The sequence below is a fragment of the Streptomyces sp. SS1-1 genome (assembly GCF_008973465.1).
Taxonomy (GTDB): Bacteria; Actinomycetota; Actinomycetes; order Streptomycetales; family Streptomycetaceae; genus Streptomyces.
Window position 1 is genome coordinate 1780027 of sequence record NZ_WBXN01000004.1, and the last position, 22594, is coordinate 1802620.

At 71.8% G+C, this 22594-nt stretch carries 11 protein-coding genes and 4 pseudogenes; 5 read left to right on the forward strand and 10 right to left on the reverse strand.

Annotated elements, in window-relative coordinates; all coding sequences use genetic code 11:
- Positions 1–96: 96 nt before the first annotated feature.
- Positions 97–801, reverse strand: a complete 705-nt coding sequence (locus F8R89_RS09325; RefSeq protein ID WP_151783526.1) for an SIMPL domain-containing protein — start codon at positions 799–801, stop codon at positions 97–99.
- 139 nt (positions 802–940) lie between these two features.
- Here F8R89_RS09325 and F8R89_RS09330 point away from each other — a divergent pair, with 139 nt between their 5' ends.
- Entirely contained in the window at positions 941–2749 is a 1809-nt protein-coding gene (locus tag F8R89_RS09330; RefSeq protein ID WP_151783527.1) for a bifunctional metallophosphatase/5'-nucleotidase, read from the forward strand.
- An 11-nt stretch (positions 2750–2760) separates the two neighbouring features.
- Here F8R89_RS09330 and F8R89_RS09335 read toward each other — a convergent pair.
- The 5 genes and pseudogenes from F8R89_RS09335 to F8R89_RS09355 form a co-directional block, all read right to left on the reverse strand.
- Positions 2761–4138: pseudogene (locus F8R89_RS09335) on the reverse strand (lysine N(6)-hydroxylase/L-ornithine N(5)-oxygenase family protein).
- A gap of 55 nt (positions 4139–4193) precedes the next feature.
- Positions 4194–5558 (reverse strand): annotated as a pseudogene (locus F8R89_RS09340) (pyridoxal phosphate-dependent decarboxylase family protein).
- A 188-nt stretch (positions 5559–5746) separates the two neighbouring features.
- Positions 5747–8246, reverse strand: a pseudogene (gene pepN / locus F8R89_RS09345) (aminopeptidase N).
- Between the two features lie 106 nt (positions 8247–8352).
- On the reverse strand, positions 8353–8718 hold the full coding sequence (locus F8R89_RS09350; protein ID WP_151783528.1) for a chorismate mutase: 366 nt from the start codon (positions 8716–8718) through the stop codon (positions 8353–8355).
- 46 nt (positions 8719–8764) lie between these two features.
- A pseudogene (locus tag F8R89_RS09355) lies at positions 8765–9627 on the reverse strand (helix-turn-helix domain-containing protein); the annotation flags it as partial.
- Positions 9628–9717: 90 nt separating this feature from the next.
- Here F8R89_RS09355 and F8R89_RS09360 point away from each other — a divergent pair.
- Positions 9718–11478, forward strand: coding sequence for a glycoside hydrolase family 35 protein (locus tag F8R89_RS09360; protein WP_151783529.1), 1761 nt, complete (start codon positions 9718–9720; stop codon positions 11476–11478).
- An 11-nt stretch (positions 11479–11489) separates the two neighbouring features.
- Here the strand turns inward: F8R89_RS09360 and F8R89_RS09365 are convergent, their stop codons facing one another.
- Complete coding sequence (locus F8R89_RS09365; RefSeq protein ID WP_151783530.1) at positions 11490–12293, reverse strand: S1 family peptidase; 804 nt, start codon at positions 12291–12293, stop codon at positions 11490–11492.
- A gap of 160 nt (positions 12294–12453) precedes the next feature.
- On the opposite strand from F8R89_RS09365, the gene F8R89_RS09370 reads away from it, so the two are divergent.
- Entirely contained in the window at positions 12454–13350 is an 897-nt protein-coding gene (locus F8R89_RS09370) for a hypothetical protein (protein WP_151783531.1), read from the forward strand.
- Between the two features lie 69 nt (positions 13351–13419).
- Here the strand turns inward: F8R89_RS09370 and F8R89_RS09375 are convergent, their stop codons facing one another.
- Positions 13420–14145: a vWA domain-containing protein gene (locus F8R89_RS09375; protein WP_151783532.1), complete on the reverse strand. Its 726-nt coding sequence runs from the start codon at positions 14143–14145 to the stop codon at positions 13420–13422.
- Positions 14146–14332: 187 nt separating this feature from the next.
- Between F8R89_RS09375 and F8R89_RS09380 the strand changes: the two genes are divergently transcribed.
- Together F8R89_RS09380 and F8R89_RS09385 are read left to right on the forward strand one after the other, a co-directional pair.
- Positions 14333–15271, forward strand: coding sequence for a rhomboid family intramembrane serine protease (locus tag F8R89_RS09380; RefSeq protein WP_151783533.1), 939 nt, complete (start codon positions 14333–14335; stop codon positions 15269–15271).
- On the forward strand, positions 15268–16173 hold the full coding sequence (locus F8R89_RS09385; RefSeq protein ID WP_151783534.1) for a chitosanase: 906 nt from the start codon (positions 15268–15270) through the stop codon (positions 16171–16173). The genes F8R89_RS09380 and F8R89_RS09385 overlap by 4 nt, the downstream gene beginning before the upstream one ends.
- Positions 16174–16369: 196 nt before the next feature.
- Here the strand turns inward: F8R89_RS09385 and F8R89_RS09390 are convergent, their stop codons facing one another.
- Positions 16370–17833 (reverse strand): glutamate synthase subunit beta, encoded by a 1464-nt coding sequence (locus tag F8R89_RS09390; RefSeq protein ID WP_151783535.1) that lies wholly within the window; start codon positions 17831–17833, stop codon positions 16370–16372.
- Positions 17826–22418 carry a glutamate synthase large subunit gene (gltB, locus tag F8R89_RS09395; protein ID WP_151788047.1) on the reverse strand — a complete coding sequence of 1531 codons (4593 nt, stop codon included), beginning with the start codon at positions 22416–22418 and terminating at the stop codon, positions 17826–17828. Before gltB ends, F8R89_RS09390 begins: the two co-directional genes overlap by 8 nt.
- Positions 22419–22594: the final 176 nt, after the last annotated feature.

The following is a 22594-nucleotide window of genomic DNA, read 5'->3' on the forward strand; positions in this document are numbered from 1 at the left end:
ATGAAGGGTTATTGACAAGAGTTGAATTGTGCGGCGGGGTGCTCCGATGAGCAATTCCGGGGCACCCATCGGGGGGTCCGGTGATTCCACGGGGGCTCACAGCCGGGGCGGGGTCATGGTGAAGCGGGCGTCGACGCGGGCGACGACGTGCTGGCGCTGGGGTTCGAGGTCGAGCGGGGCGGCGGGTGTGTCCTCGTCGGCCGCGTGGGCGAGGGAGCGGGTGCGGCCGGCGCGGGGCGGTGCGGGGGTGCCGTCGCCGGTGTCGGCGAGTTCGAGGAGGGCGGCGAGGTCGGCTCCGAGGGCTTCGGCGTATTCGCGGGCGCGTCGGACGGCCTCGTGGACGGCCTGTTGGCGGGCCTGCCGGTGGGCGGGTGAGTCGGGGCGCAGGGCCCACCAGGGGCCGTCGACGCGGGTGAGGTCCAAGTCGGCGATGCGCGTGGTGAGTTCGCCGAGTGCGGTGAAGTCGGTGAGGTCGGCGGTGAGGTGGACGCTGCCGTGGTGGGCGTGGACGCGTTCGCCGCGGCCCTTGTCCTTGAGTTCGGGGCTGAGGGAGAGGGCGCTGGTCTCGAGGCGTTCGACGGCGTCGCCGTAGCTGTTGAGGAGGTCGAGGACGGCGGCGTTGCGCCGGGTGAGGTCGTCGAGGGCGGTGCGCCGGTCCTTGCCGCGGGAGGTGACGGTGACGCCGATGCGGGCGATCTCGGGGTCGACGTCGAGGTGGGCTTCGGCGCGGACGGTGAGGAGTGGGGCGTCGGGGGTTCCGTGGGGGGCGGCGGGGTGGGGGTCCTGTGGGGGCGTGGCCATACGTCCCACTCTGTCATCGGTTGCTCGGTTACGGACCCGGCGGGTCATCAATTCGAAACCTGTGGGGGCTGTTGCGGGCTGCCGTGTCCAGGTCAGAATCTACGCGCGTTGTTGGCCCTTTCCCCCGGGAGATGCACTCATGCCGTTGGACCGCCGGAAGTTCCTGAAGAAGTCGGCCGTGACCGGAGCGGGAGTGGCGGTGGCCGGCGCGGTGGGCGCTCCGGTGGCCCAGGCCGCGCAGCCGGCGCAGGCGAAGGGGCCGAAGAAGAAGCGCTACGCGCTGACCGTGATGGGCACGACGGACCTGCACGGTCATGTCTTCAACTGGGACTACTTCAAGGACGCGGAGTACTCCGACACGGCGGGCAACGCGATGGGTCTGTCGCGGGTCTCGACGCTGGTGAACCAGGTCCGCGAGGAGAAGGGGCGCGGCAACACGCTCCTCATCGACGCGGGCGACACGATCCAGGGCACCCCGCTGACGTACTACTACGCGAAGGTCGACCCGATCACCGCGAAGGGTGGCCCGGTCCACCCGATGGCGGCGGCGATGAACGGGATCGGGTACGACGCGGTGGCCCTCGGCAACCACGAGTTCAACTACGGCATCGAGACGCTGCGCAGGTTCGAGTCGCAGTGCGACTTCCCGTTGCTGGGTGCGAACGCGGTGGACGCGAAGACGCTGAAGCCCGCGTTCCCGCCGTACTTCATGAAGACGTTCCATGTGAAGGGCGCGCCGCCGGTGAAGGTGGCGGTGCTGGGGCTGACGAACCCGGGCATCGCGATCTGGGACAAGGCGTACGTCGAGGGCAGGCTGGTGTTCCCGGGTCTGGAGGAGCAGGCCGCGAAGTGGGTGCCGAAGCTGCGGTCGATGGGCGCGGACGTGGTCGTGGTGTCGGCGCACTCGGGTGCGTCGGGCACGTCGTCGTACGGTGACCAGTTGCCGTATGTGGAGAACTCGGCGGCGCTGGTGGCGCAGCAGGTGCCGGGGATCGACGCGATCCTGGTGGGGCACGCGCACACGGAGATCGCGGAGCTGAAGGTCACGAACGGGAAGACGGGGCGGACGGTCGTGCTGTCGGAGCCGCTGTGCTTCGCGCAGCGGCTGTCGGTGTTCGACTTCGAGCTGGTCTTCGAGCGGGGCTGCTGGACGGTCGAGTCGGTGAAGGCGTCGCTGCGGGACTCGAAGTCGGTTCCGGACGACCCGCGGATCACGCGGTTGCTGAAGCACGACCATGACCTGGTCGTGGAGTACGTCAACCAGGTCGTGGGGTCGGCGACGGAGACGCTGACGACGGTGGACGCCCGGTACAAGGACGCTCCGATCATCGATCTGATCACCAAGGTCCAGGAGGACGTGGTGAGGGAGGCGCTGGCGGGTACGGAGTACGCGGCGCTGCCGGTGATCTCGCAGGCGTCGCCGTTCTCGCGGACGTCGGAGATCCCGGCGGGCGAGGTGACGATCCGGGATCTGTCGAGTCTGTACGTGTACGACAACACGCTGGTCGCGAAGCTGTTGACGGGTGCGCAGGTGCGGGCGTACCTGGAGTTCTCGGCGGAGTACTTCGTGCAGACGGCGGCGGGTGCGCCGGTGGACGTGGAGAAGCTGACGAACGCGAACAACCGGCCGGACTACAACTACGACTATGTGTCGGGGCTGTCGTACGACATCGACATCGCGCAGCCGGCCGGGAAGCGGATCAAGAACCTGGCGTACGAGGGTGCGCCGCTGGACGACGCGCAGAAGTTCGTGTTCGCGGTGAACAACTACCGGGCCAACGGTGGCGGGGCGTTCCCGCATGTGGCGTCGGCCCAGGAGTTGTGGTCGGAGTCGACGGAGATCCGGACGCGGATCGCGGAGTGGGTGACCGCGAAGGGTGTGCTGGACCCGAAGGACTTCGCGTCGGTGGACTGGAAGCTGACCCGTGAGGGCACTCCGGTGTTCTGACGAGAGGCTCGCTAGGAGCCCCGGATCCCGTCGGTGAGTGGTGTGAGTGCCTCTGGGCGCCGCGCTCGCGGGATCCGGGGCTCTCGTTGTTCCAGGCCGAAAGTGGTGAAGGCGGTGCGGGTGGGGAGCGGGTAGGTCTCCTTGCCGGTGACGGCGTTGAGGATGGTGGCGCTGCGCCAGGCGGCGAGTCCGAGGTCGGGGGTGCCGATGCCGTGGGTGTGGAGTTCGGCGTTCTGGACGTAGACGTGGCAGCCGGAGCCGGTGACGGAGGGGTCCATGACGAGGCGGTAGGTGTCGTCGACGCGGAGGCGGTCGCGGCTGTCGCGGCGCAGGTAGGGGTCGAGGCCGGCGAGGAGGCGGTTGTGGGGGCGTTCGCGGTAGCCGGTGGCGAGGACGACGGCGTCGGTGGTGAGGCGGCTGCGGGTGTTCTGGCCGGTGTGCTCCAGGTGCAGTTCGATCTTGGTGGTGGCGAGGCGTCCGGCGGTGCGGACGGTGACGCCGGGGGTGAGGACGGTGTCGGCCAGCCGCCGTCGAGGGTGCGGCGGTAGAGCTCGTCGTGGATGGCGGCGAGGGTGTCGGCGTCGATGCCTTTGTGGAGCTGCCACTGGGAGGCGACGAGCCGGTCGCGGACGGGTTCGGCGAGGCTGTGGAAGTAGCGGGTGTAGTCGGGGGTGAAGTGTTCCAGGCCGAGTTTGGAGTACTCCATGGGGGCGAAGGACTCGGTGCGGCCGAGCCAGTGGAGCCGTTCGTGTCCGGCGGGTCGGTGGCGGAGCAGGTCGAGGAAGATCTCGGCGCCGGACTGTCCGGAGCCGACGACGGTGATGGGGTCGGCGGCGAGCAGGGTGTCGCGGTAGGTGAGGTAGTCGGCGGCGTGGACGACGGGGACGCCGGGGGCGTCGACGAGGGGTCTGAGCGTGTCTGGGACGTCGGGTTCGGTGCCGATGCCGACGACGATGTTGCGGGTGTGGGTGCGGCCGAGTTCCTCGGTGTCGTCGTCGGGGTCGCGGCGGATGTGGTCGACTTCGAAGACGTCGCGTTCGGGGTTGAAGCGGACGGCGTCGACGTGGTGGCCGAAGTGGAGTCCGGGGAGGTTCTCGGCGACCCAGCGGCAGTAGGCGTCGTATTCGGCGCGCTGGATGTGGAAGCGTTCGGCGAAGTAGAAGGGGAAGAGCCGGTCGCGGGTGCGCAGGTGGTTGAGGAACGTCCAGGGGCTGGCGGGGTCGACGAGGGTGACGAGGTCGGCGAGGAAGGGGACCTGGATGCGGGCGCCGTCGAGGAGGAGGCCGGGGGCCAGGAGAAGGCGGGGTTCTGGTCGTAGAAGACGGCGTCGACTTCGGCGAGGGGGTGGGCGAGGGCGGCGAGGGAGAGGTTGAAGGGTCCGATGCCGATGCCGACGAGGTCGCGGGGGGCGTCGGGGGCGGGGCGCGGGGCGGGGACTGCGGGGTCATTCGGGGGTGTTTCCTTCCACCAGTTTCAGGAGGGCGGCCAGGTCGTCGGGGCGGGTCCGCGGGTTGAGCAGGGTGGCTTTGAGCCAGAGGCGCCCGTCGGCGTGGGCGCGGCCGAGGACGGCCCGGCCGTCGGTGATCAGGCGGCGGCGTACGGCGGCGACGGCGGTGTCCGTGGCGTGCGCGGGCCGGAACAGGACCGTGCTGAGGGTGGGCCGGTCGTAGAGGTCGAAGCGGGGTGGTGGGCGACGAGGTCGGCGAGGTCGGTGGCGCGGTCGCAGACCTGGTCGACGAGGCGGCCGAGTCCGTCGCGGCCGAGGGTGGCGAGGGTGGCGGCGATCTTGAGGACGTCGGGCCGGCGGCTGGTGCGCAGGGAGCGGCCGAGGAGGTCGGGCAGGCCGCGTCGGTGTCGTCGTCGGCGTTGAGGTAGTCGGCGCGGTGGTGGAGTGCGGCGAGGTCGGCGGGGTCGCGGGTGGTGAGGAGTCCGGCGGCGACGGGTTGCCACCGAGTTGTGCAGGTCGAGGGTGACGGTGTGGGCGGCGTCGAGGCCGGTGAGCCGGTGGCGGTGGCGGTCGCTGAAGAGGAGGCCTGCGCCGTAGGCGGCGTCGATGTGGAGGCGGGCGCCGTGGGCGGCGCATCGGGCGGCGATCTGGGAGCGGGTCGATCAGTCCGGCGTCGGTGGTGCCGGCGGTGGCGGCGACGAGGTGGGGGCCGGGGAGCCGGTGAGGGCTTCGTCGAGGGCGGCGGGGTCGAGGACGCCGGCGGGGGCGGGGATGGTGACGGGTCGGGGAGTCCGAGCAGCCAGGCGGCGCGGGGCAGGGAGGGTGGGCGTTGGCGCCGTGCAGGAGGCGGACGCCGGTGCCCTGGGTCTCGCGGGCGAGGAGGACGGCGAGCTGGTTGGACTCGGTGCCGCCGGTGGTCATGAGGGCGGTCGGGGGTGGCGGGCGCGGGGTGGACGCGTTCCGCGAGGGCGCGGGTGACGAGGGCTTCGAGGGCGGAGGCGGCGGGGGCCTGGTCCCAGGAGTCCAGGGAGGGGTGAGTGCGCTCGCGGCGAGGTCGGCGGCGACGGCCACGGCGAGGGGCGGGCAGTGCAGGTGGGCGGCGCACAGGGGGTCGGCGGGGTCGGCGGAGCCTTCGGCGAGGGTGTGGACGAGGTGCCGGAGGGCGTCGGGGTCGCCGTGTTCGGGCAGGACGTCGGGGAGGGCGGCGCGGACGCGGGCGGTGACGGCCCGGGGGCCGCCGGGGGGCAGGGGGCCGCCGCGGGCGCGGGTGCCGGTGTCGAGCGCGGTGAGCACGGTGTCGAGCAGCGGCCGCAGGGCGTCGGGGCCTTCGGGGCCTGACGCGAGCGGTGAGGGCGTGTTCATCGTTCCTCCCGGGCGCGCTGGACGAGAAGGACCTCCAGCTTGGACCCGGTGGCGCGACGGCACCCGGAAAGCCCCTGACCGGAACCCGAAAGGGGGTATTTACGTTCGTCGAGCGCGTGTCGTACGGGGTGTCGTCCGTACGGCGCAGTAGGGGGCGCCGGCGGAACCGGCGCCCCGTTCTCGGCGTCCTAGTCGTCCTGTGTCTCGCGGACGCGCAGGGCGCGGGCGAGGTCGTCGAGCTGGTCGGCGAGCCGGCGGCGCAGGGCCGGGGCGGGGCCGGCGTCGTTCAGGCAGGTCTCGCCGAGGCGCAGGGTCTCGGGGTCGACGGCGTGTGTGGGGAAGGCGTGGCGGCCGGCGGCGTCGGCGATGGCGGGGCCGCGGCGGGCCGCGACGGCGGGCGCGTCCTGGAAGTACCGGGCGACGTACGGCCGTACCAGGTCGGCTTGTTCGGGCTGCCAGAAGCCTTGGGCCGTGGCGTTGAACAGGTAGTTGGAGAGGTCGTCGGAGCCGAACATGGTGTCCCAGGCGCGGGCCTTGGACTCCTCGCCGGGCAGGGCGGCCCGGCAGCGTGCGGCGCCTTCCTGACCGGTGGCGCTGGGGTCGCGGTCGAGTTCGGCGGCGATGGTGTCCTCGTCGACGGCGCCGAGGACGGCGAGCCGGGCGAGGACGCGCCAGCGCAGGTCGGGGTCGAGTTCGGGTCCGCCGGGGACGGTGCCGTCGGCGAGCCAGGCGGCGATGGTGTCGGGGTGGGCGGCGACGTCGATGAAGTGCCGTACGGCGATGAGGCGCAGGCCGGGGTGGTCGCCGTCCTCGGCGGCGGATGATGTCCCGGCACAGCGAGGTGAGGGTGGTGAGGGCGGCGGGCCGCTCCTCGGGCCGCAGGTACCGGTCGGTGATGTGCCCGGCGGCGAACGCGAGGACGCCCTGCACGAGTGCGAGGTCGGTCTCCTCGGGCAGGTGGGCGCCGGCGGTGGCGAGATAGTCGGAGGGGGCCAGGTCGCCGTCGCGGACCATGTCGCGCAGGCTGTTCCAGACGACGGCGCGGGTGAGTGCGTCGGGGATGCCGGACAGGGCGCGGAGGGCGGTCTCCAGGGAGGTGTCGTCGAGGCGGATCTTGGCGTAGGTCAGGTCGAGGTCGTTGGGGACGACCAGGGCCGGGCGGGTTCCGGGGCGGGGCGCCGGTTCGGTGAGGGGCACGTCGGTGTCGTACCGCTCGCGCAGGGTGAGGGTGCGTCCGTCGCTGAGGTCCCGGTCGTACACGCCGACGGTCACACGGTGGGGTCGGCTGCCGGTGCGGTCCAGGGCGAGGGTCCACTGGCCGGGGACGGCGTCGACGGAGGCGCTGAGGGTGTCGGCTCCGGTGGTGCGCAGCCAGGCGTCGGCCCAGGCGTGGACGTCGCGTTCGGTGGCGGAGGCGAGGGAGTCGATGAAGTCGGCGAGGGCGGCGTTGGCGAACTTGTGCCGGGCGAAGTGGGTGTTGATGCCGGCGAGGAAGTCCTTCTCGCCGAGCCAGGCGACGAGCTGGCGGAGCGCGGAGGCGCCCTTGGCGTAGGAGATGCCGTCGAAGTTGAGCAGGGCGGAGGCGGTGTCGTCGACGTTCTCGGGGGCGACGGGGTGGGTGGTGGGCCGCTGGTCGGCGTCGTAGCCCCAGGTCTTGCGGGCGAGGCCGAAGTCGGTCCAGGTGTCGGTGAAGCGGGTGGCTTCGGAGCAGATCTGGTAGCCCATGTACTCGGCGAAGGACTCGTTGAGCCAGATGTCGTCCCACCAGCGCAGGGTGACGAGGTCGCCGAACCACATGTGGGCCATCTCGTGGGCGATGACCATGGCGCGGGTCTGGCGTTCGGTGTCGGTGACGGCGGAGCGGTAGACGAACTCGTCGCGGAAGGTGACGAGGCCGGGGTTCTCCATGGCGCCGGCGTTGAACTCGGGGACGAACGCCTGGTCGTAGGAGTCGAAGGGGTAGGGCTCCTCGAACTTCTCGTGGAAGCGGTCGAAGCACTGCCGGGTGATCTCGAAGAGTTCCTCGGTGTCGGCGTCGAGGTAGGGGGCGAGGGAGCGGCGGCAGTGGATGCCGAAGGGCAGGCCGCGGTGCTCGGTGCGTGCGGAGTGCCAGGGGCCGGCGGCGACGGCGACGAGGTAGGTGGAGATCAGCGGGGTGGTGGCGGCGCGCCAGCGGCCGTCGCCGAGGTGTTCGGTGACGCCGTTGGCGAGGACGGTCCAGCCGTCGGGGGCGGTGACGGTCAGGTCGAAGACGGCCTTGAGGTCGGGCTGGTCGAAGGCGGCGAAGACGCGCTGGACGTCGTCGAGGAACAGCTGGGTGTAGACGTAGGTCTCGCCGTCGCTGGGGTCGGTGAAGCGGTGCATGCCCTCGCCGGTGCGGGAGTAGCGCATGGCGGCGTCGACGCGCAGTTCGTGCTCGCCTGCGGTGAGGCCCGTCAGGGGGAGGCGGTTGCCGTCCAGGGTCCCGGGGTCGAGGGGGCGGCCGTCGAGGGTGGCGGAGGTCAGCTGGGCCGGCTTGAGCTCGACGAAGGTGTCCGCGTCGGCGCGCGTGGTGAACGCGATGACGGTGTGCGAGTCGAAGGTGTCGTCCCCGGTGGTCAGATCGAGTGCGATCTCGTAGCGGTGGACGTCGAGGAGCTGGGCACGGGTCTGCGCTTCGTCGCGCGTCAGTACGGACATGAACGACATGCTGCCTGATGCCGCCGGTCAGGCACAGAGCGGGCCCGGTAAGGACGTGATGTCCGGTTCACCGGGGGCGGCGCCGGTCCCGGATCGGGGCGGCGCCGCCTCGCGGTCACTGGCCCGGCGCGGTGGTGTCCGTGGCGGGCGCGGTGCCGTTGGTCTTGTCGTCGGCGATGCGCTCGTGGTGCCGGATGACCTCGGCGATGATGAAGTTCAGGAACTTCTCGGCGAACGCGGGGTCGAGTTTGGCGTTCTCGGCGAGGGTGCGCAGCCGGGCGATCTGGCGGGCCTCGCGGTCCGGGTCGGCGGGCGGCAGCTGGTGCCGGGCCTTGAGGTGGCCGACCTGCTGGGTGCACTTGAAGCGTTCGGCGAGCATGTGGACGACGGCCGCGTCGATGTTGTCGATGCTGTCGCGCAGCCGGGCGAGTTCCTCGCGGACGGCGGGGTCGACGGCACCGGGTGACGTGTTGCTGGTCATGGGCGCCCAGCCTACGGGGCGGGCGGGTGGTCCGTCGGCCCGATCCCGGGGGCCGCGCGGGGTCGGGGATCCGGTCGCTCCAGCCGCCGGGACGGCGCGGCCCTGCTGGGCGCGGAAGCGGACCGGGGGTGTGCCGACGCGGCGGGTGAAGAGGCGGGAGAAGTAGGCGGGGTCGTCGTAGCCGACGCGGCGGGCGACGGCGGCGACGGGCAGGTCGGTGCCGGCGAGGAGTTCCTTGGCGTGGCCGAGGCGGATGCCGAGGAGGTAGTCCTTGGGGCCGCATCCGGCGGCGCGGCGGACGGCGGTGCGCAGTTCGGCGGGGGTCATGCCGTGCCGGGCCGCGTGGCCGGCGACGGTCAGCGGCAGACAGGCGTCGCGGGCGAGGGCCGTGAGGACGGGGTCGCCGTCGGGGGCGAGGTCGGCGCGGGCGCGGCGCAGGGCGACGAGGAGTTCGTGGACGGCGGCGCCGGTCTCGACCTCCAGGAGGGGGTTGTCGCGGCGGGCGGCGCGGGTCATGCGCGCGATGACGGCGCGGGGTGCCGAGGCGTCGGTGAGGGGGACGACGGGGCGGCCGGTTTCGATGTGGCCGAGTTCGGTGTAGGCGGCGGTGGCGGGCCCCGTGAAGTCGACGAAGCCCTCGTCCCAGCCGGTGCCGGGGTCGGGGGCGTAGTGGTGGGGCACGCCGGGGGTGAGCCACAGCAGGGCGGGCGCGGTGACGGGGGTGCGGCGGCCGTCGGGGGTGGCGTACCAGCCGCGGCCGGCGCTGATGACGACGGCGACGTGGTGGTCGAGGGTGCGGGGGCCGACGGTGGGCAGCCGGCCGTGCTGGAGGCCGACGCCGAGGCAGACCAGGCCGAGCCGGTGGTGGGCGGGGCCGGGGGTGAAGAACCGCATCCAGGTGCGGTACACGCGTGTCCGCCCCCTTTCCGGCGCGTGGGTCCAAGCGGTGCCGATCTTTGTCCATGGACCCGGGTGTCCGCCAGGGGTGAGGGTGGCGGCATGAGCGACTTCCGGGTGGGGGACGACTGCTTTCTGCTGGACGGGCGGCCGGTGCGGCTGCTGTCGGGCGCGCTGCACTATTTCCGGGTGCACGAGGGCCACTGGGGGCACCGGCTGGCGATGCTGCGGGCGATGGGCCTGAACTGCGTGGAGACGTACGTGCCGTGGAATCTGCACGAGCCGGAGCCGGGCCGTTTCCGGGACGTGGCGGCGCTCGGGCGGTTCCTGGACGCGGCGCGGGAGGCGGGGCTGTGGGCGATCGTGCGGCCGGGGCCGTACATCTGTGCCGAGTGGGAGAACGGAGGGCTGCCGGCGTGGCTGACGGCCGAGGCGGGGGCACGCGTGCGGACGGGTGACGAGCGGTATCTGCGGCGGGTGGCGGACTGGTTCGGGCGGCTGGCGGAGGAGGTCGTGCCCCGGCAGATCTGCCGGGGTGGCCCGGTGCTGATGGTGCAGGTGGAGAACGAGTACGGCAGTTACGGCTCGGACGCGGGGTATCTGCGGCGGCTGGCCGGCCTGTTGCGGGACGTGGGGGTGGCGGTGCCGCTGTTCACGTCCGACGGGCCGGAGGACCACATGCTGTCCGGTGGCACCCTGCCCGGGGTGCTCGCCACCGTGAACTTCGGCTCCCACGCGCGGGAGTCGTTCGAGGCGCTGCGCCGGTACCGGCCGGACGGGCCGCTGATGTGCATGGAGTTCTGGTGCGGCTGGTTCGACCACTGGGGCGGCGGGCACGCCGTGCGGGAGCCCGGGGAGGCGGCGGCGGTGCTGCGGGAGATCCTGGAGTGCGGGGCGTCGGTGAACCTGTACATGGCGCACGGCGGGACGAGTTTCGCCGGCTGGGCGGGCGCCAACCGGGGCGGCGCGCTGCACGACGGCCCGCTGGAGCCGGACGTGACGTCGTACGACTACGACGCGCCCGTGGACGAAGTGGGCCGGCCGACGCCGAAGTTCTGGGCGTTCCGTGAGGTCCTCGCCGGGTACGCGGACGGCCCGCTGCCCGAACCGCCGCCCGCGCCGCCGGTGTTGGGTGCGGCGGCCGGGACGGAGTGGGCGGGCTGGGCGTCTCTCGCGGACGTCATGGAGGTGCTGGGCGGTCCGGAGGTGCGGGCGCCGGTGCCGCCGTCGTTCGAGGAGCTGGGCGTCGAGCGGGGCCTGGTGCGGTACGCGCTGGACGTGCCGGGGCCGAGGCGGCCGTATCCGCTGTCGGTGCGCGGGCTGCGGGACCTGGCCGTGGTGTCCGTCGACGGGGTGCGGGCCGGGGTGCTGACCGGTGAGGACGCGGTCCTGGAGGTGCCTGTCGCGGGGCACGCGCGCGTGGAGCTGTGGGTGGAGTCGCTGGGCCGGGTGAACTACGGGCCGCGGCTGGGCGAGGCCAAGGGGATCACCGGGGGCGTCCTGCACGAACGGCAGTATCTGCACGGCGTCCGCGCGCGGGGGCTGCGGCTGGAGGCGCTGGACGCCTGCGGGGCGGTGCGGGAGGTGGCGTCGGGCGGTGTGCCCGGGGACGGTGCCCCGGGGCTGTACCGGGGCACCGTCGTGGTGCGGGGCGCCGGTGACGCCCGGCTGGAACTGCCCGGGTGGACCCGCGGGTTCGTGTGGGTCGGCGGCTTCTGCCTGGGCCGCTACTGGTCAGCGGGCCCTCAGAGCGCGCTGTACGTGCCCGGGCCGGTCCTGCGGGAGGGCCGCAACGACGTGTGGCTGCTGGAGCTGGAGGGTGCGGACCCCGCCGCTCCCGGCCCGCTCCTGCGGCCCTGGTGAGAGGCGCCGGCCTACAGGGCGTTCGCCGCGCGGGCGATGTCCTTGGCGAAGTGGCTGACCTCCGTGTAGACGCCGGGGACGCCCGTGCGGGCGCAGCCGTCGCCCCAGCTGACGATGCCGACCTGGATCCACTTGCCGGCGTCGTCCTTGCGGAACATGGGGCCGCCGGAGTCGCCCTGGCAGGTGTCGATGCCGCCGGACTGCCATCCGGCGCACAGTTCCTCCTTCGACACCAGCCGGTTGCCGTAGTGGCGCTTGCAGGTACGGTCCGCGACGAAGGGGACGGTGGCCTTGCGGAGCTTGGTCGTGCCCGTGCCGGCCCCCTCCCGGGTGTCGCCCCAGCCGGCGATGGTGAACATGCCGCGGTTGTAGCGGTCCGTGGTGGCGATCTTCAGCGTCGGCTTGTCGATGGGCCGGGCCAGCTTGATCAGCGCCCAGTCCTTGCCGGTGCCGTCGTAGCCGGGGGCCACCTTGACCTTGGTGGACTTGACCTTGATCGCGGCGGAGGAGGTCAGGTCGTTGACGCCGGCGGTGACGGTGATGCCGGTGTTCGGGCCGGAGCGGTCCATGCAGTGGGCGGCGGTGAGGACGACGTCCTTCTTGTAGAGCGCCCCGCCGCAGCCCATGGAGAGGTGGACCATGAACGGGAACTCGTTCTGCGTGGCGGTCGTTCCCCCGACGACGCGGGTGGAACGGGAATCGGCGTGCGCGGTGAGGGGCTGCAGCGAGGCGACCGCGAGCGCGACGGCGCCCACCGCCGCGGCTCGGGTGGCCAGGGATATGCCGGTTCTTCTCGGCGGGCTCTGGGTCAACATACGTCCTTTCATGGCGTGTTGAGCGGCCCGCAGTATGAAGATCGGCCGGGTGGTGTGGCAAGGACGGATCTCACGCGGCGGCCGTGGAACCGCGGCGGGGAAATCTCCCTCACCTCCCCGTAGAGTGGAATGGGGTTCGAGGCGTCCCTGGGGGTGCGGCGTGGCGAACGGCGGACCGGTCGAGCACGGCTTTCCGCATCTGGAGACGGTGCGGGCGTCGATCACCGCGCTGTACCGGCGTCTGTCCTACGACACCGTGCGGACCTTCGCGGCCAGCGTGGCGCCCGCCGACGTGGCGTTCGGCGACGTCGACGATCTGCATCTGGGGGCGCAGCGGGTGGCGCGCGAGCTGGTGCGGCACTTCCGGCTGCCGGACGCGCGTCTGGTCGTCGGGTTCCGGGAGATGGGGCACGCGGCGAACGTCGAACTGACGGCGGGCCCCGAGTACTTCGTCGAGCTGAACGACCGCTTCCGTACGCATCGCCGGGACATCGGGGCGGCGCTGGCGCACGAGGTGACCCATGTGTATCTGCACCGGCTGGACCTGTCGTTCCCCGGCACCCGGGACAACGAGATCCTGACGGACACGGTGACCACGTATCTGGGCGCGGGCTGGCTGCTGCTGGACGCCTTCCGGGAGGACGCCGTCTCCTCGCAGAAGCTGGGCTATCTGACGCCGGAGGAGTTCGGGTACGTCCTCGCCAAGCGGTCGCTGCTGTTCGGTGAGGACCCGTCGGTGTGGTTCACGAGCCCGCAGGCGTACACGGCGTACGGCAAGGGCATGGCCCGGGCGCGTGAGGACGCGCGGCAGCCTCCGCTGACCGCCGCGGGCTGGGCGGGCCGCCGGCGCTACGCCCATGACCGGCGCCGCGCGCGGGATCACGGGGAGGGCGGGGAGCGGCCGGGGGTGCCGTACGCGTTCACCCCGGAGGGCCGGGAGCCGCTCAGGGTGTCGTTCCCGTGCCCGACGTGCCGGCAGCGGATCCGGGTGCCGGTGCGGGGCCGGATCCGTGCCCGGTGCGGGCTGTGCCGGACGGTGCTGGAGTGCGACACGTGACGGGCACGTGCGCGGTCGGGTCCCGTGCCCGCGGTGCGGCGGTGCCGCCCGCGCTCGCCGGGGCCGCCGTCAGGCGGAGGGCACGATGCCCCGCGCCCGCGCCGCCGCCAGCCACTGCGGGAACTCCCCGACGAGACGGTCGTACAGCTCGTCGTCCGGCATCGCCGACGGGTCCGCGCCCGCGTGGAAGAAGCCGGCGTTGTCGACGACGCGCTTCTCCGGCACCGGGAGGTCGTCGAGCCGGCGCAGGAAGTCGAACTGCTTGCTCCCCCGGTCGCCGAACCCGACGAACTGCCAGAACAGCGGCAGTCGCGCCGCCTTGCACAGGTACCGCTCGGCGGCGAGCCGGTTGATGGGCCCGCCGTCGGTCTGGAAGACCACCAGGGCCGGTTCCGTCGACCCGCTGTCCAGGTAGTGGTCGATGACGGCGTCCATGGCCAGGTGGTAGCTGGTCCTGCCCATGTGTCCGAGCCCGGACACGATCCGCTCGATCCGGCCCTGGTGGGCGTCCAGCGCGATCTCGGTGACGGCGTCGACGTCCGTCGAGAAGAAGACGACCGGGACCCTGCCGTCGTCGTCCAGGTGCGCCGACAGCCCGAGCACCCGGTCGGCCAGGGTCTGCACACTGCCGTCCTTGTAGAACGGCTTCATCGACCCGGAGTAGTCCATCACCAGGTAGACGGCGGCGCGCGCCCCGTCCAGTCCGTGCTTGCGCAGCGACACCCCGGCGCTGCGGTACGGGCCCGCCAGCGCGGGCGCGGTCTCCTCCACCTTGCTCAGACTGATCGCGGCCATGTCCCCTGCCCCCTCGTACGGCACCCCGGCGGCCCGACCCTATGCCACACCCGTCCCGCTCTCCCCTGCCGTCATGGACCGGCATTCGATTTCGGCACCGGGGTTCGATATTTTGTTCGCCGCCGTATCTTGTTCGCCGCCGTCCCCATCGGCTCACCGTTCATTCGATTCCTCCAGGGAGCCGGCAGTGGAGCCCGAGCCCACCGACGCAGCCGTCACCACGTGCTACCGCCACCCCAGGGTGGAGTCCCACGTGCGCTGCACGCGCTGCGACCGCTACATCTGCCCGTCCTGTATGCGGGAGGCGGCCGTCGGGCACCAGTGCGTGGAGTGCGTGAAGGAGGGGGCGCGCTCGGTCCGGCAGGCCCGCACGCTCGTCGGCGGACGGATCACGAGCACACCGCTGGTGACGTCGGTCCTGATCGGCCTGAACCTGGTCGCCTACCTGGCCGAGCTGGCCCGCCCCGAGCTGGTCGACCGGTTCTCGATGGTGTCCGCCCGCCTGACCGGACCGGACGGCGCCTTCTACGTCTACCAGCCCGGTCACCCGCCCGGCTTCGAGCCGTCCGGCCTGGTCGCCGGGGAGTGGGAGCGGTTGCTCACCAGCGGCTTCCTCCACCTGCCGCCGACGGAGGGCACCTTCGGGCTGCTGCACATCGTGCTGAACATGGTCGCGCTGTGGCAGCTCGGCCGGGTCGTGGAACCGATGCTCGGGCGGCTGCGGTTCGTCGCGCTGTACCTGCTGGCGACGCTCGGCGGCTCGGTCTTCGAGCTGATGCTCACCGACGTGAACACGGAGTCGCTGGGCGCGTCCGGCGCGATCTTCGGACTGGGCGCCGCCTACTACGTGCTGGCCCGCCGGATCGGCGCGGACATGCGGTCCGTGAACCGGTTCATGCTGTTCCTGCTGCTGTGGATGCTGCTGTCCGCGGGGCTGACCTCGTGGCAGGGGCACCTCGGCGGACTCCTGACCGGCGCGGCGGTGACCGCCGCCCTCGCCTACGCCCCGCGCGGACCGCGCCAGGCCCTGATCCAGGCGGCCGCGTGCGCGGGCGTCCTCGTCCTGCTCGCCATGGCCGCCTTCGCCAAGGTCTCCGAGCTGACCGGTGGAGGAATACCCCAGTGAAGCGTTCCGGCATCCTGATCTTCGCGGCGGCCCCGCTGGCCCTCACCGCGGCGGCGTACTTCCTCATGCCCACCGACTCCGCCGAGAGCCCGGCCTCCCCGACCGTCAGCACCCAGCAGGTGTCCCGGCAGGAGGCCAAGTCCCGGGCCGAGAAGGAGCGGTCGGCGGACGAGGAGCTGATCGCCGACCAGCCGCCCGGCCTCGCCACACCGGCCAGGAGGACCCTCGCCCAGCAACTGGTGTCCAGCGCCGAGAACTCCACCCTGAACTGGCGTGACACCTTCGGCTACATCGAGGACATCGGCGACGGCCAGGGGTACACGGCGGGCATCATCGGCTTCTGCACCGGCACCAACGACCTGCGCGTCCTGGTCGAGCACTACACCGCCGACCACCCGGACAACGGGCTCGCGAAGTACCTGCCCGCGCTGCGCGCCGTCGACGGCACCGACTCGCACGAGGGCCTGGACCCCGGCTTCACCGAGGCGTGGAAGGCGGAGGCCCGCAAGCCCGAGTTCCAGCAGGCGCAGCTCGACGAACGCGACCGCGCCTACTTCGAACCGGCGGTGCGTCTGGCCAAGCTCGACGGGCTGGGCACCCTGGGCCAGTTCATCTACTACGACGCGATGGTCTTCCACGGCCCCGGCATCGACGACGACGGCTTCTACGTGCTGCGCGAACGCGCCCAGCGCGAGGCGGACACCCCCGCCCAGGGCGGCGACGAGAAGGAGTACCTGGACATCTTCCTGGACATCCGCCGCGAGGCCATGAAGGACAAGCGCCCCGGCATCGACACCAGCCGCATCGACACCGCCCAGCGGCAGTTCCTGTACGACGGCAACCTCGAACTGAAGCCGCCGCTGAAGTGGAAGGTGTACGGGGAGACGTACCACCTGCCGTAGCCGCGCGCAGCAGAGGGGCCGTCCGGGCGTACCGGGCGGCCCCCTCCGGTTCGCCGGCGGCCCCGGACATGCCGACGGCGCCTGCCCGTTCGTCCGGTCGGGGACGAGGCAGACGCCGTCTCGGGGGGTCCGGGGGAAGCCCCCGGATTTCCCGCCCGTACGCCGTTGTACGGGACGTTCTCGATGATCCGCGGGATCAGACCGCCAGGGCGCGGTCCGTCGGGCGGATCGGGGCCGGCAGCTCGCTGGCGCCGGTCAGGAACCGGTCGCAGCCGCGGGCGGCCGAGCGGCCCTCGGCGATCGCCCACACGATGAGCGACTGGCCGCGGCCCGCGTCACCGGCGACGAACACACCGGGCACGTTGGTCTGGAAGTCGGCGTCGCGGGCGATGTTGCCGCGCTCGTCGAGCTCCAGGCCGAACTGCTCGACCAGGCCGTTCTCCCGGTCGGTGCCGGTGAAGCCCATCGCGAGGGTGACCAGCTGGGCGGGGATCTTGCGCTCCGTGCCCGGCTTCTGGGTCAGCTTGCCGTCGACGAACTCGACCTCGGTGAGGTGCAGCCACTGGACGTTGCCGTCCTCGTCGCCCTCGAAGTGGGTGGTGGAGACGGAGTAGACCCGCTCGCCGCCCTCCTCGTGCGCGGACGTCACCTTGTAGAGCATCGGGAACGTCGGCCACGGCTGGGTGACGTTGTTCCGCTCGTCGTTCGGGCGGGGCATGATCTCCAGCTGCGTCACCGAGGCCGCGCCCTGGCGGTGGGCGGTGCCCACGCAGTCGGCGCCGGTGTCGCCGCCGCCGATGACGACGACGTGCTTGCCCTCGGCGGAGATCGGGGTGGTGACGTAGTCGCCCTCCTGGACCTTGTTCGACAGCGGCAGGTACTCCATCGCCTGGTACACGCCCTTCAGCTCCCGGCCGGGGACGGGCAGGTCACGGGCGGTGGTGGCGCCGGCGGCGATGACGACGGCGTCGTACCGCTTCTTCAGGTCGGTCGCCTTGAGGTCGCGGCCGATCTCGATGCCGGTCCGGAAGCGGGTGCCCTCCGCGCGCATCTGCTCGATGCGGCGGTTGATGTGCCGCTTCTCCATCTTGAACTCGGGGATGCCGTAGCGCAGCAGGCCGCCGACGCGGTCGGCGCGCTCGTACACGGCCACGGTGTGGCCGGCCCGGGTCAGCTGCTGGGCGGCGGCGAGACCCGCCGGGCCCGAGCCGATGACGGCGACGGTCTTGCCGGACAGGCGCTCGGGGATCTGCGGGGCGACGTCCCCGGTCTCCCACGCCTTGTCGATGATCGAGACCTCGACGTTCTTGATGGTGACCGGCGGCTGGTTGATGCCGAGCACGCACGCCGACTCGCAGGGCGCGGGGCAGAGGCGACCGGTGAACTCCGGGAAGTTGTTGGTCGCGTGCAGCCGCTCCTGGGCGGCCGCCCAGTCCTCGCGGTAGGCGTAGTCGTTCCACTCCGGGATGAGGTTCCCGAGCGGACACCCGTTGTGGCAGAACGGGATGCCGCAGTCCATGCACCGGCTGGCCTGCTTGCTGATGATCGGCAGCAGGGAGCCGGGGACGTAGACCTCGTTCCAGTCCTTCAGCCGCACGTCGACGGGGCGGGACTTGGCGACCTCGCGCCCGTGGTTGAGAAAGCCCTTGGGATCAGCCATTGGTCGCCGCCTCCATCATCTTCTCGGTGATCTCGGTCTCGGTGAGACCGGCTCGCTCGGCGGCGTCCTTGGCGGCGAGCACTGCCTTGTACGTGCTGGGGATGATCTTGCTGAAGCGGTCCACCGCGGTGTCCCACTCGGCGAGGAGCTTCTCGGCGACCGTGGACCCGGTCTCCTCCTGGTGGCGGCGCACGACGTCGTGCAGCCACTGCTTGTCGGCGTCGTCGAGCGCCTCGACGGCACCCACGTTGCCGGCGTTGACGTTGTCCCGGTCGAGGTCGATGACGTAGGCGACGCCACCGGACATGCCGGCCGCGAAGTTGCGGCCCGTCTCGCCGAGGACCACCGCGTGACCGCCGGTCATGTACTCGCAGCCGTGGTCGCCCACGCCCTCGGAGACGACCAGCGCGCCGGAGTTGCGGACGCAGAACCGCTCGCCGGTCCGGCCGCGCAGGAACAGCTCGCCGCCGGTCGCGCCGTACGCGATCGTGTTGCCCGCGATCGTCGAGAACTCGGCGAGGTGGTCGGCGGCCCGGTCCGGCCGGACCACGATGCGCCCGCCGGACAGGCCCTTGCCGACGTAGTCGTTGGCGTCGCCCTCCAGGCGCAGCGTGACACCGCGCGGGAGGAAGGCGCCGAAGGACTGGCCCGCGCTGCCGGTGAAGGTGATGTCGATGGTGTCGTCGGGCAGGCCCGCGCCACCGAACTTCTTCGTCACCTCGTGGCCGAGCATGGTGCCGACCGTGCGGTTGATGTTGCGGACCTTGACCTGGGCGCGCACCGGCTGGGCGTCGTTCGCGGACTCGGCGGCGAGGGCGTCGGCGGCGAGCTTGATCAGCTCGTTGTCGAGCGCCTTCTCCAGGCCGTGGTCCTGCTCGACCAGTTGGTGGCGCACCGCGCCGGCCGGCAGGTCGGGCACGTGGAACAGCGGCTCCAGGTCCAGGCCCTGCGCCTTCCAGTGGTCGACCGCGCGGGTCACGTCGAGCGCCTCGGCGTGGCCGACGGCCTCCTCGATGGAGCGGAAGCCCAGCTCGGCGAGGAGCTCGCGGACCTCTTCGGCGATGTACCGGAAGAAGTTGACGATGTACTCGGCCTTGCCGGAGAAGCGGTCGCGCAGCACCGGGTTCTGGGTGGCGATGCCGACCGGGCAGGTGTCCAGGTGGCAGACGCGCATCATGACGCAGCCGGAGACGACGAGCGGCGCGGTCGCGAAACCGAACTCCTCGGCGCCGAGCAGCGCGGCGATGACGACGTCACGGCCGGTCTTCAGCTGCCCGTCGGTCTGGACGACGATGCGGTCGCGCAGGCCGTTGAGCAGCAGGGTCTGCTGGGTCTCGGCGAGGCCGAGCTCCCAGGGGCCGCCCGCGTGCTTCAGCGAGGTCAGCGGGGAGGCGCCGGTGCCGCCGTCGTGGCCGGAGATGAGGACGACGTCCGCGTGCGCCTTGGACACACCGGCCGCGACCGTGCCGACGCCGACCTCGGAGACCAGCTTGACGTGAATGCGCGCCTTCGGGTTGGCGTTCTTCAGGTCGTGGATCAGCTGGGCGAGGTCCTCGATGGAGTAGATGTCGTGGTGCGGCGGCGGGGAGATGAGGCCCACGCCCGGCGTCGAGTGACGCGTCTTCGCGACCCACGGGTAGACCTTGTGGCCGGGCAGCTGGCCGCCCTCGCCGGGCTTGGCGCCCTGGGCCATCTTGATCTGGATGTCGTCGGCGTTGACCAGGTACTCGCTCGTCACACCGAAGCGGCCGGAGGCGACCTGCTTGATGGACGACCGGCGGGCCGGGTCGTACAGACGGTCCGGGTCCTCGCCGCCCTCACCGGTGTTGGACTTGCCGCCCAGCTGGTTCATGGCGATGGCGAGGGTCTCGTGCGCCTCCTTGGAGATGGAGCCGTACGACATGGCGCCGGTGGAGAAGCGCTTGACGATCTCGGAGACCGGCTCGACCTCCTCGACGGGGATCGAGGGGCGGTCCGACTTGAAGCCGAACAGGCCGCGCAGCGTCATCAGGCGCTCGGACTGCTCGTTCACGCGGGCCGTGTACTTCTTGAAGATGTCGTAGCGGCCGGTGCGCGTGGAGTGCTGGAGGCGGAAGACCGTCTCCGGGTCGAACAGGTGCGGCTCGCCCTCGCGGCGCCACTGGTACTCGCCGCCGATGTCCAGCGCGCGGTGCGCCGGGGCGATGCCGGAGGCCGGGTAGGCCTTGGCGTGCCGGGCGGCGACCTCCTTGGCGACGACGTCGATGCCGACGCCGCCGATCTTGCTGGTGGTGCCGTTGAAGTACTTCTCGACGAAGGCCTCCTCGAGACCGACGGCCTCGAAGACCTGGGCACCGCGGTAGGAGGCGACGGTGGAGATGCCCATCTTGGACATGACCTTGAGCACGCCCTTGCCGAGGGCGTAGATCAGGTTCCGGATGGCCTGCTCGGCCTCGATGCCGGGCAGGAAGGTGCCGGCGCGGACCAGGTCCTCGACGGACTCCATCGCCAGGTACGGGTTGACCGCGGCGGCGCCGTAGCCGATGAGCAGGGCGACGTGGTGGACCTCGCGGACGTCGCCGGCCTCGACCAGCAGGCCCACGTGGGTGCGCTGCTTGGTGCGGATGAGGTGGTGGTGGACGGCCGCGGTGAGCAGCAGCGACGGGATCGGCGCGTGCTCGGCGTCGGAGTGGCGGTCCGACAGGACGATCAGCCGGGCGCCGTTCTCGATGGCGGCGTCGGCCTCGGCGCAGATCTCCTCGATGCGCGCGGCGAGGGCGTCGCCGCCGCCGGAGACCCGGTACAGGCCGGAGAGCGTCGCGGCCTTGAAGCCGGGCATGTCGCCGTCGGCGTTGATGTGGATGAGCTTGGCCAGCTCGTCGTTGTCGATCACCGGGAAGGGCAGGGTGACCGAGCGACAGGAGGCGGCGGTCGGCTCCAGCAGGTTGCCCTGCGGGCCCAGCGAGGAGCGCAGCGAGGTGACGAGCTCCTCGCGGATGGCGTCCAGCGGCGGGTTGGTGACCTGCGCGAACAGCTGGGTGAAGTAGTCGAAGAGCAGCCGGGGGCGGTCGCTGAGCGCGGCGATCGGCGAGTCGGTGCCCATCGAGCCGATCGGCTCGGCGCCGGCCTTGGCCATCGGCGCGAGGATGATGCGCAGCTCTTCCTCGGTGTAGCCGAAGGTCTGCTGGCGGCGGGTGACCGAGGCGTGGGTGTGCACGATGTGCTCACGCTCGGGCAGGTCCGACAGCTCGATCTCGCCGGCCTCCAGCCACTCCGCGTACGGCTGCTCGCCGGCGAGGGACGCCTTGATCTCGTCGTCCTCGATGATGCGGTGCTCGGCGGTGTCGACGAGGAACATGCGGCCCGGCTGGAGGCGGCCCTTGCGGACGACCTTGGCGGGGTCGATGTCGAGGACGCCGACCTCGGAGCCGAGGACGACGAGGCCGTCGTCGGTGACCCAGTAGCGGCCGGGGCGCAGGCCGTTGCGGTCGAGGACCGCGCCGACCTGGGTGCCGTCGGTGAAGGTGACACAGGCGGGGCCGTCCCAGGGCTCCATCATCGTGGAGTGGAACTGGTAGAAGGCGCGGCGGGCCGGGTCCATGGAGTCGTGGTTCTCCCACGCCTCCGGGATCATCATCAGCACCGAGTGCGGCAGGGAGCGGCCGCCGAGGTGCAGCAGTTCCAGGACCTCGTCGAAGGAGGCGGAGTCGGAGGCGTCCGGGGTGCAGACCGGGAAGACGCGCTCCAGGCCCTTGTCGCCGAACAGGTCGGAGACGAGCTGCGACTCGCGGGCGCGCATCCAGTTGCGGTTGCCCTTGACGGTGTTGATCTCACCGTTGTGCGCGACGAAGCGGTAGGGGTGCGCGAGCGGCCACGACGGGAAGGTGTTCGTGGAGAAGCGCGAGTGGACGAGCGCGATCGCGGAGGCGAAGCGGCGGTCGGACAGGTCCGGGAAGAAGGGCTCGAGCTGGCCGGTGGTCAGCATGCCCTTGTAGACGATGGTGCGGGCCGACAGCGAGGGGAAGTACACCCCGGCCTCGCGCTCGGCGCGCTTGCGCAGGACGAACGCCTTGCGGTCGAGCGCGATGTCCGTGGAGGTGCCGTCCGCGACGAAGATCTGGCGGAACGCCGGCATCGTCGAGCGGGCGGTGGCGCCGAGCAGGCCGGGGGCGACCGGGACCTCGCGCCAGCCGAGGACGTCGAGGCCCTCTTCGGCGGCGATCGTCTCGATGCGCGCGACGGCGTCCTCGGTGCCGTCCTCCGGCAGGAAGGCGATGCCGACGGCGTAGGCGCCGGCCTCGGGGAGCTCGAACCCGGCGACCTCGCGCAGGAAGGCGTCCGGCACCTGGGAGAGGATGCCGGCGCCGTCTCCCGAGTCGGGCTCGGAGCCGGTGGCGCCGCGGTGCTCGAGATTGCGCAGAACGGTCAGCGCCTGCTCGACCAGCGTGTGGCTCGCCTCTCCGGTGAGGGTGGCCACGAAGCCGACACCGCAGGCGTCGTGCTCGTCGCGGGGGTCGTACATACCCTGCGCAGCAGGGCGAGCATCCATGAACGACCAGTTCTGGCCATTCGCGGAGTGCTGGGACGGCTGGCGCGGCGTACGCATCGGCTCTCCCGTCGTCGTCATGTGTCTGGGGGTCCCCCGGGAACAAGGCCGGGAGCAGGTGCAAGGGACGACGTTGGCCCTCTGCGTGATCGCAAAATTTCGTGCAGGTTACATGATGGAACGACTCTCGGGAACCGGGATACTCCGTTCCATCATGCGGACACCACGGCCTGCGG

What these genes read in the sequence shown, in the direction of transcription:
- F8R89_RS09325 (WP_151783526.1), bottom strand. Translation starts at nt 801, where the DNA reads ATGGCCACGCCCCCACAGGACCCCCACCCCGCCGCCCCCCACGGAACC.
- F8R89_RS09330 (WP_151783527.1), top strand. Translation starts at nt 941, where the DNA reads ATGCCGTTGGACCGCCGGAAGTTCCTGAAGAAGTCGGCCGTGACCGGA.
- F8R89_RS09350 (WP_151783528.1), bottom strand. Translation starts at nt 8,718, where the DNA reads ATGACCAGCAACACGTCACCCGGTGCCGTCGACCCCGCCGTCCGCGAG.
- F8R89_RS09360 (WP_151783529.1), top strand. Translation starts at nt 9,718, where the DNA reads ATGAGCGACTTCCGGGTGGGGGACGACTGCTTTCTGCTGGACGGGCGG.
- F8R89_RS09365 (WP_151783530.1), bottom strand. Translation starts at nt 12,293, where the DNA reads ATGTTGACCCAGAGCCCGCCGAGAAGAACCGGCATATCCCTGGCCACC.
- F8R89_RS09375 (WP_151783532.1), bottom strand. Translation starts at nt 14,145, where the DNA reads ATGGCCGCGATCAGTCTGAGCAAGGTGGAGGAGACCGCGCCCGCGCTG.
- F8R89_RS09390 (WP_151783535.1), bottom strand. Translation starts at nt 17,833, where the DNA reads ATGGCTGATCCCAAGGGCTTTCTCAACCACGGGCGCGAGGTCGCCAAG.
- gltB (WP_151788047.1), bottom strand. Translation starts at nt 22,418, where the DNA reads ATGCGTACGCCGCGCCAGCCGTCCCAGCACTCCGCGAATGGCCAGAAC.